6 protein-coding genes are annotated in these 7,998 nt (G+C 68.5%); all 6 read right to left on the bottom strand.

The features are described 5' to 3' along the window. Positions 1-248: 248 nt before the first annotated feature. Positions 249-977 carry a SagB/ThcOx family dehydrogenase gene (locus tag NTX40_11035; protein ID MCX5649608.1) on the bottom strand — a complete coding sequence of 243 codons (729 nt, stop codon included), beginning with the start codon at positions 975-977 and terminating at the stop codon, positions 249-251. A gap of 166 nt (positions 978-1,143) precedes the next feature. Continuing rightward, the gene (locus NTX40_11040) at positions 1,144-2,775 is read right to left on the bottom strand and encodes a peptide ABC transporter substrate-binding protein (GenBank protein MCX5649609.1); all 1,632 of its coding nucleotides are present in this window, start codon (positions 2,773-2,775) and stop codon (positions 1,144-1,146) included. Between the two features lie 118 nt (positions 2,776-2,893). After that, a complete protein-coding gene (locus NTX40_11045; GenBank protein MCX5649610.1) occupies positions 2,894-3,946 on the bottom strand; it encodes a hypothetical protein in 1,053 nt (350 codons plus the stop codon). An 850-nt stretch (positions 3,947-4,796) separates the two neighbouring features. Further along, positions 4,797-6,929 (bottom strand): ferrous iron transport protein B, encoded by a 2,133-nt coding sequence (feoB, locus tag NTX40_11050; GenBank protein ID MCX5649611.1) that lies wholly within the window; start codon positions 6,927-6,929, stop codon positions 4,797-4,799. Positions 6,930-7,092: 163 nt separating this feature from the next. Then, positions 7,093-7,359 (bottom strand): FeoA family protein, encoded by a 267-nt coding sequence (locus tag NTX40_11055; protein ID MCX5649612.1) that lies wholly within the window; start codon positions 7,357-7,359, stop codon positions 7,093-7,095. Next, positions 7,356-7,865 (bottom strand): metal-dependent transcriptional regulator, encoded by a 510-nt coding sequence (locus tag NTX40_11060; GenBank protein MCX5649613.1) that lies wholly within the window; start codon positions 7,863-7,865, stop codon positions 7,356-7,358. Before NTX40_11060 ends, NTX40_11055 begins: the two co-directional genes overlap by 4 nt. Positions 7,866-7,998: the final 133 nt, after the last annotated feature.

Genomic DNA, 7,998 nt, shown 5'->3' on the forward strand with positions numbered 1-7,998 from the left:
TGCTCGACCACAAACCGCGAACGTTCCTTCATGGGACAGGTCTCCTTCCATGGCATGGGCGTCGCTCCTTTCGCCCATCCATCGGCAACCTGTCAACCATGTGCCCGGATTATTCTGTCAACCATGTACCCGGTTTGTACCTCTCGTTTACCCAGGGCGATGCCCTGGGCTCTGTTGTGGCAGCCCTTTGGGCTGCTTGATGACTTCCAACAGCCACCTGTCCAAACCTTCCTTGTAGCGTAGTAGCACTAGGCCGGCAGGCCCACGCACGCCGCGTAGATCACCGACTCTTCCAGCCCGTCCACGCCCGCCAGCGCGTTCATCTCATCGTCCAGAAACGCCCCGATCATGCAAGCCCCCAGCCCGAGCGCCTCGGCCGCCAGGTGCAGGTTCTCCGCCAGATGCCCCGCGTCCAGGTAGGCGTACCGCAGCGCCCGGTCGCCGTACTTCTGGGCGCTGCGGCCCCAGACAGCGGTCCACACGAACGTCGCCGGCGCCGACGCCGCCATCTCCTGGTCCAGGCACGCCCGGCAGGCGGCCTCGCCGACGTCTTCCCGAGCCGCCACCAGCGCCAACCGCTCCTCCGGCAACTCCCAGTGATACAGGCCCGGCTCGACGCCTTCCACCCGCGCCACCGCCACATACGTCTCCACCGGATAAAGCGCCCCGGCCGACGGCGCCGTCCGAAGCGCCCACGGTCCGCCCGCCGTGATACCCTGCGCAGACCACAACAGTAGAAATAACGATTCTTGCGTAAGTGGCTCGGCTGAAAACTCACGCCGGCTCCGGCGATGGCGAAGCACCTCCCACAGGTCGGCCTTCGGCAACCGCCCGGGGCGCTCGAGCGCCACCGTCTCGGCGCCCCCCTCGACGTAGGATTTGTACGGCGGGACGCTTCGGCCCCAGTGCGGATCCTTCGCCGGCATCCGCCCGCGCCGATACGACGTCCCGTCCTGGTACTCGTGCAAAAGGGTCATTCGCCCCCTCCTCTCTCGCCCCTCGAGCACTACAGCGCCACTTGACCCTTCTGCGCGGTGGGTCTCCGCACCCACCGCGCACGAAACCGACGTTCCGGCCTTGTTACTGGCCTTGCGCGGCGGGTACGGAGACCCGCCGCGCAAAGTGGCGCTGTAGGGCGAGGAGTTACCCGCCTCGCCGCCACGAAAGCCGGCCAAAGTCAGTCCGGTTCAGCAGGTTCGGTTCCACCCCCACGAGGCCCGGCCGCACGAGGATCACCGTCGTGTAGAAGTAGATCGGCACGATCGGCGTTTCGGCCAAGAGGATCGCCTCGGCCTCGGCGAGCGTCCGCGCTCGCGCCGCCGCGTCCGTCTCGTTCGCCGCCCGCTCAATCAAGGCGTCGTACTCCCCATTCGACCAGCCCGTGTCGTTGTTCCCGCCCCCGGTGACGAACATGTCGAGAAACGTATTCGGGTCCACATAGTCGCCGTACCACCCCCCCCGTGCGATCTCATAGTCCAGGCCGTGCACGCGGTCGAGAAACACCTTCCACTCGACCTGCTCGATCCGCGTCCGGACGCCGATCCGGTCGCGCCACTGCTGCTGCACCATCTCCGCGGCGGCGACGTGCGCCTCGCCGCCCTTGTTCACCAGGAGAGCGAACTCGGGCAGACCCTCGCCGCCCGCGTACCCCGCCTCCGCCAGCAGACGCCGCGCCTCCTCCACGCTCTCCGCCTGACCCTTCGGCGACTCGTAACCCGCCATTCCCGGCGGCACGAGCACCGTCGCCGGCGTCTGGCCCCCGCGGGCCGCGCGGTCCACGATCTCCCGGCGGTCGAGCGCCAGCGCCAGCGCCCGACGCACCCGCGCGTCCGCCAGCGCCCCCTTCGTGCAGTTGAACCGGTAGAAGTATGTTCCCAGGTTCGCCACGTTTAGCACGTCGCGTCGCCGCCCCGCCAGGCTCGCCTCCAGGAGCGGCGTCTTCGCCAGCGCCGGCACGCTCATCGTCAGGTCAATCTCGCCGGTCTCGTAGGCCACGAGCGCCGTGTTCGGCTCCTCATAGACGCGGACCTCGATGCGTTCGAGGGCCACCGCCCCGGCATTCCAATAGTAGGGATTCTTTTCCCATCGCATCCGCGACTGGAACCGCCACTCGGTCAGACGATACGCCCCGTTGGAAATGAGGTGCGGCGGAAAGGTCCAGCGATCGCCCCAGGATTCCACGACGTCGCGCCGGACCGGCAGATAGGTCGAAAACGCCACGAGGTCCAGAAAGTACGCCGTCGGCCGCTCCAACTCCACCACCAGCCGCCGAGGCCCTTCCACGCGGATACCCACCTCGGACCAAAGCGCGGCCTTCTGCTCTTCGTTCCGCTTCTTGGCCGCGGCTTTATAGTAGGCCTTCGCCCCCCGGATCGGGAAGAGCATGTAGGCGTATTCGGCCGCCATCTCCGGATCGAGCGCCCGCCGCCACGCGTACGCGAAATCCTCCGCCGTCACCGACCGCCCGTCGCTCCACCGCGCGTCCGCTCGCAGGTCAAACGTGTACCTCAGGCGATCGTCTGAAATGTCCCACCGCTCCGCGACACCAGGCCAAGGCTCCAGGTCTCGCGCGTCGAGGACCGTCAACCCTTCAAAAAGCGCGGCCGCCACCCGGCCGTCATGCAAGGCCGTCATCCGCGCCGGGTCGAGCGTCGCCACCTCGCCCACGGCGGTCCAGACAAGGTCTGCCTCAGGACCCTGCATGCGGTAGGCTAATACCGCCACGGCGGCCACCACGGCAACCGGCAAGGCGAGTGCTGGAAGGAACCTGCGCATAGGGAATTGTCCGGCCCCGTCGGCGCCGCCGCCGCGCGGCCCGTCGTCCGAGGCCCCCTCGTGCCGCACGGACCCCCTTTGGCGCCGGACCACCGACGCGAGAACGAAATGCCAAACCTCAAGGCTTCGGGGCCACGCCTTCGGCCGGAGCCGGCGACACGCTCCGCCGGCGCTTCGCCGACTCCACGGCCTTCTCCACGGCGGGCGGCAGCGACGGGCGCTTCGCAATCTGCTTGTGCCCCACCAGCCACTCGATCCATTCCACCAACGCCACTTTCTGCATCACCGGATCCAAGCCCGCCGAAAAACCCACCTGCTCGTTCGTAATTTTTTCGAGCGACGCGTTCAGCGCCGGCATGAGGTTCGGATCCCCCACCGGCGGCATCACCCACGCGCACAGCACCGCCAGCGCGCCGAGGACCCGCGTCTTCCCCTCCGGCCGCACGTCCGACGCGTACGCGCCCTGGAGCGAGCGAACCGCATCCACCAGCGCCCGGGCCACCATCGGGTCCGACGCCTTCAGCCGCATCGACACCCCCGCCGCCCCCGACGCCAGCGCGTCGTGCGCTGTCTCGTGGTCGAATCGCCCCAACGCCGTGAACAGATACATCAGTGTCAGCCCGTTCGTCTCCGTGTCGAACGCCTTGTTCGCCCCGGCGGCAATCTCCTCCTCGAGCCTCGGCAGCACGCGCTCGACCACCACGACGGACACCAGGTCCAGCCCCTCCGCCGCCCAGTACCGCGACGCCGCATACTGGTCCGTCCTGAGCGCCTTCAAGAGCACCGGAATCCCTTCGATGCGCCGAAGTTCCGCCACCGTCATGAGGTAGTTGACGCGCGCCTCCTGGCTCAGCGCCTGCTTGCCAATCGCCTCCAGGGCCGCAATCGCTTCCTCCCCGAACGCCTGCGCGAACGCCGCCGACCGCGTCGGATCCACCCGACCCGCCGCGACGATCTCCTGGCGAGCCGCCACCATCCGCTTCAGTTCCGGGTCCGTGCTCGCCGTGAGTGCCGCCACGCGCGGCGCCAACCACGCCCGGATCAGCTGCCGATCCGATTCCCCGATCGTCGTCTTGCCGTACAGGTCCTCCAGCCCGCTTCCCTGGGCCCGGGCGAAACCCGCCGGCGCCACGACCACCATCGCCGCCACCAACAGCACGATTCGTCTCATGAACGTCTCCTTCCGGAGCGCTTCGCCGCCCGCAACGTTCCCCAGGGGCTATGTTTACCGTAATGGCCTCCGCAAAAAGTGTCAAGCCTTTTACCTTGCCCGGGCGCCCCCGGGGGCGGTAAACTCCGGCTCGCACGTCTGGCGCCGGAGAGGAACCGTGAAGCCGACCATCCCCAAAACCGTCGCCCACCGGCTCCCGCTCTATTTGAGGCGGCTCGAATCCCTCGATGCCGACGGCGTCGAAACCGTCTCCAGCCACGACCTCGCCCGCTCCCTCGGCCTCAAGGACGCCCAGGTCCGAAAGGACCTCGCCTACTTCGGGACGTTCGGCCGGCCCGGCGTCGGATACCCCGTCCGGGAACTGATCCCCAAACTCCGGGCGATTCTCGGCACGGACCGCACCTGGCGCCTGGCGCTGGTCGGATTCGGCAACCTCGGCCACGCCCTGGTCTCGTACCGCGGTTTTCGACGCAAAGCCTTCAAGATCGAAGCCGTCTTCGACGCCGACCTCGCCAAGATCGGACACCGCGCCGGCGACCTCGTCGTCCAGGACATCGCCGACCTCGTCACCCAGGTCCGCCGACTCCAGATCCCCCTGGCCATTCTCGCCCTCCCCGCCGAGGCCGCTCAAGCCGCCGCCGACGAACTCGTCCGCGCCGGCGTCGTCGGCATCCTCAATTTTGCCCCCGTCACCCTCGACGTCCCCGCCGGCAGGTTCGCCGCGGGGCTTGCCCCGCGCTGCAAACAGCCAGCGCCCCGCAAGCGGGGCGGCGAACCTGCCGTCGCGGACCAGCGCAGCCATCGCCGACACAATCGCGACCACCCCAATCGTCTCAAGAACGCCCATCGTTCACCTCGTCCCAAGGCCCGCCAGGCGGCCGACCTGGTACACCAGAAGGCACACCGTGTACGCAAAAACCGTCAGGCCGCCCCACTGAAGCAGCATCCATTTGGCCGACCCGCTCTCGCTGGCCATCACCGCCGCCGTCGCCATGCACGGAAACCCGAGCAGGCAAAACAGCATGATGGAGACGCCCTGAAGCGGCGTGTAGGTCTCGCGGAGGCGCTGCCGGAGCGATTCGGCCGCCCCACCATCGTCGGTCGCCTCCTCGCCCAACGAAAAGACGATCCCCATGTCGGCGACGAAGACCTCCTTAGCGGCAAAGGCCCCGAGCATCGCCGTGTTCACGCGCCCGTCAAACCCCAGAGGGCGCGTGACCGGTTCGAGCGCCCGGCCGATCCGGCCGGCGACCGAATAATCGAGCGCCGACGCCCGCGAGGCGCCCTCCGTTGCGGCGAGCGCCCCGGCCGGCGGCTTCGGGTAACTCGTCAGCGCCCACATGCACACCGACGCGCCCAGGATCAGCGTCCCCGCCTTCCTCAAGTACATCCAGCCGCGGACCCCCATGTGGATCGCCGCGCTCCGCAGCGTCGGCATCCGATACGGCGGAAGTTCCATGACGAACGGCGTCGCCTCGCCCCGAAAGAGCGTCGCGCGGAGCAATTTCGCCAGCCCCGCCGCCGCCGCAATCCCCACTAGGTACATCGCCCACAGCACCGGCGCGCGGAGACGCTCCGCAAAAAACGCGGGAATCAGGAGCGCGTAGATCGTCAACCGCGCCCCGCAACTCATCAGCGGCAGAATGAGCATCGTGACCAAGCGGTCGCGCCGGCTCTCCAGCACCCGCGTCGCCAGGATCGCCGGCACCGTGCACCCGAAACCGATCAGCATCGGAATGAAACTCTTCCCGTGAAGACCGATCTTGTGCATCCACCGGTCCATTATGAACGCCGCCCGCGCCATGTAACCGGAGTCTTCCAGGATCGCGATCGCCAGGAACAGAATCAGAATGTTCGGCAGAAAAACGATGACGCCGCCCACGCCCCCGATCACCCCGTCCACGAGGAGCGACTGCAGGGGGCTCTCGGCACCGGGCGCCCACAGGCCGCTCACCGCCGCCCCGAGGCGCCCGAACCCCGTCTCGAGCCACCGCATCGGCCACTCGCTCAAGCGAAACGTCGCCCAGAAAACCAGGTACATCAGCCCAAGGAAGATCGGCAGCCCCAGCACCGGGTGCGTCAGCAGCGCGTCGATCCGGTCCGACATCTCGTGCCGCGACTCGATCGTCCGACGCACCGCCTCCTGGCACGCCCCGCTGATGAACCCGTATCGCCGGTCCGCGATGACCGTTTCCGGGCTGTCCCCAAAAACACCCTCCAGGTGCCGGACCGACGCCTCCGCCGCCTCCAGGATCCCCTTGGCGCCCTCGCACTGCGCCCGCACGCGGTCCCGCACCCGCGCGTCGCCCTCCACGAGTTTCAGTGCCACCCACGCCGGCTCCTGAGGGGCCAGATGCTCCGCCTCCGGCTCCAAGAGCGCGGCCAGTTTCTCGACCTCGTCCTCCACCTCCCAGCCGTACGCGATCGGCACCCGCCGGACCCGGTGCGCCCCCGTCCCCACGGCGACGATCGCGTCCAGGAGTTGGCGCGTTCCCTCGCGGCGGTGCCCGACCGTCGGCACGAGCGGCACGTCGCCCAGCAGCGCCGACAACTTCGCCAGGTCGATCGCGTATCCGCGCGCCTTCGCCACGTCGCTCATGTTCAGGGCCACGACCATCGGCACGCCCAACTCCAGCAACTGCACCGCCAGGTACAGGTTCCGCTCCAGGTTCGACGCGTCCACGATGTCCACCACCACGTCCGGGTGCGCGTCGATCACGAAGTCGCGCGCCACGATCTCGTCCTCCGTGTAGGCCGTCAGGCTGTACGTCCCCGGCAGGTCCACAACCTGGAGGCGTATGCCGCCGTGGACGCGCACCCCCTCCTTCCGCTCCACCGTCACGCCCGGGTAATTGCCGACGTGCTGCCGCCCTCCCGTCAGATTGTTGAAAAGGGTGGTCTTGCCGGCGTTCGGATTGCCCGCCAGCGCGACGCGCAGCCTCTGAGGCATTGGGTCGCCCGTCTGCGGCATCACCGTGTCCATTGCCAACCTCGCCCGAAAACCCTGCGCCTCCGTGCCAACTAGCACTACAACGCCAGTTTGCGCGGCGGGTCTCCGTACCCGCCGCGCCACGGGCCAAGAACGCTATTTCTCGCGCGGTGGGTGCGGAGACCCACCGCGCAAAGGGCCAAGTGGCGTTGTAGTACTAGCCCGCCGGCGCCGGCACAACGTAGACCTTGTGCGCCATCCCGCGCCCCAGCACGATCCGCGTCCCCTCGACCGCCACGACGAACGGCCCCGCCCCGCGGTTGTTCACCACCCGGACCTCGACGCCCGGCCTCAAGCCCATGGCCGTCAACCGCGACCGCAGTCCGTGGCCCGCCTCCACCCGCACGAGGCGCGCCCGCGCCCCGTCCGCCAGGCCCGACAGCGCCACCGACCCGTTCGCGCCGCTCTCTTCGCGTCCCGTCATGGCCGAGTCTCTCCCTCTGTTTCCTTGGCGTCCGTCGCGGCGTCCTCTCCGGTTTCCGCTGATTCGCAAAAGGCGTCGAACGCTTCAGCCCACGACCCGCCCGACTCCGATTGCTGCCCCACGAACTGGAGGAACCGCACGAACCTCGCGAGCACCGCACCCTTGATCGCATGCTCCATCTTGCATGCGACGCCCTCCGCTTCCGCCTCCGGAACCGCCAGCACCTCCGTCAGAAACTGTTTCAGAATCCGGTGGCGCCGCGCCACCTCGCGCCCCGCCGCCTCTCCCTTCTCCGTGAGCGTCACGTACTGATACGGGTCGTAGTTCACCAGACCCCGCTCCGCGAGCGCCCGGATCGCGCCCGTGGCCGAGGACTTGCCGACTCCCACCAGGCCCGCAATGTCTCGCATCCGCGCCACGCCGTGACGCTGGACCAGCAGGTACACCGCCTCCACGTAATCCTGAAGGCTCTCGCTAAGTGCGGCCGACTGCGCCGGTTCCGCCATGCTTGCGCTCCTTTCCCCACGCGCCCCAGGCGAGGTTACATAAGTTTTACGCGGTGGGTTCGCCGCGGGGCTTGCCCCGCGTCCCGGCGCGCCGGGACCAGCGCCCCGCAAGCGGGGCGGCGAACCCGCCGCG

This window comes from Planctomycetota bacterium (assembly GCA_026387035.1).
Classification (GTDB): Bacteria; Planctomycetota; Phycisphaerae; order FEN-1346; family FEN-1346; genus JAPLMM01.

Bases quoted from the DNA above. Each gene is read 5' to 3' on its own strand.
- NTX40_11040 (MCX5649609.1), bottom strand. From the start codon at position 2,775: ATGCGCAGGTTCCTTCCAGCACTCGCCTTGCCGGTTGCCGTGGTGGCC.
- NTX40_11060 (MCX5649613.1), bottom strand. From the start codon at position 7,865: ATGGCGGAACCGGCGCAGTCGGCCGCACTTAGCGAGAGCCTTCAGGAT.
- NTX40_11045 (MCX5649610.1), bottom strand. From the start codon at position 3,946: ATGAGACGAATCGTGCTGTTGGTGGCGGCGATGGTGGTCGTGGCGCCG.
- NTX40_11055 (MCX5649612.1), bottom strand. From the start codon at position 7,359: ATGACGGGACGCGAAGAGAGCGGCGCGAACGGGTCGGTGGCGCTGTCG.
- NTX40_11035 (MCX5649608.1), bottom strand. From the start codon at position 977: ATGACCCTTTTGCACGAGTACCAGGACGGGACGTCGTATCGGCGCGGG.
- feoB (MCX5649611.1), bottom strand. From the start codon at position 6,929: ATGGACACGGTGATGCCGCAGACGGGCGACCCAATGCCTCAGAGGCTG.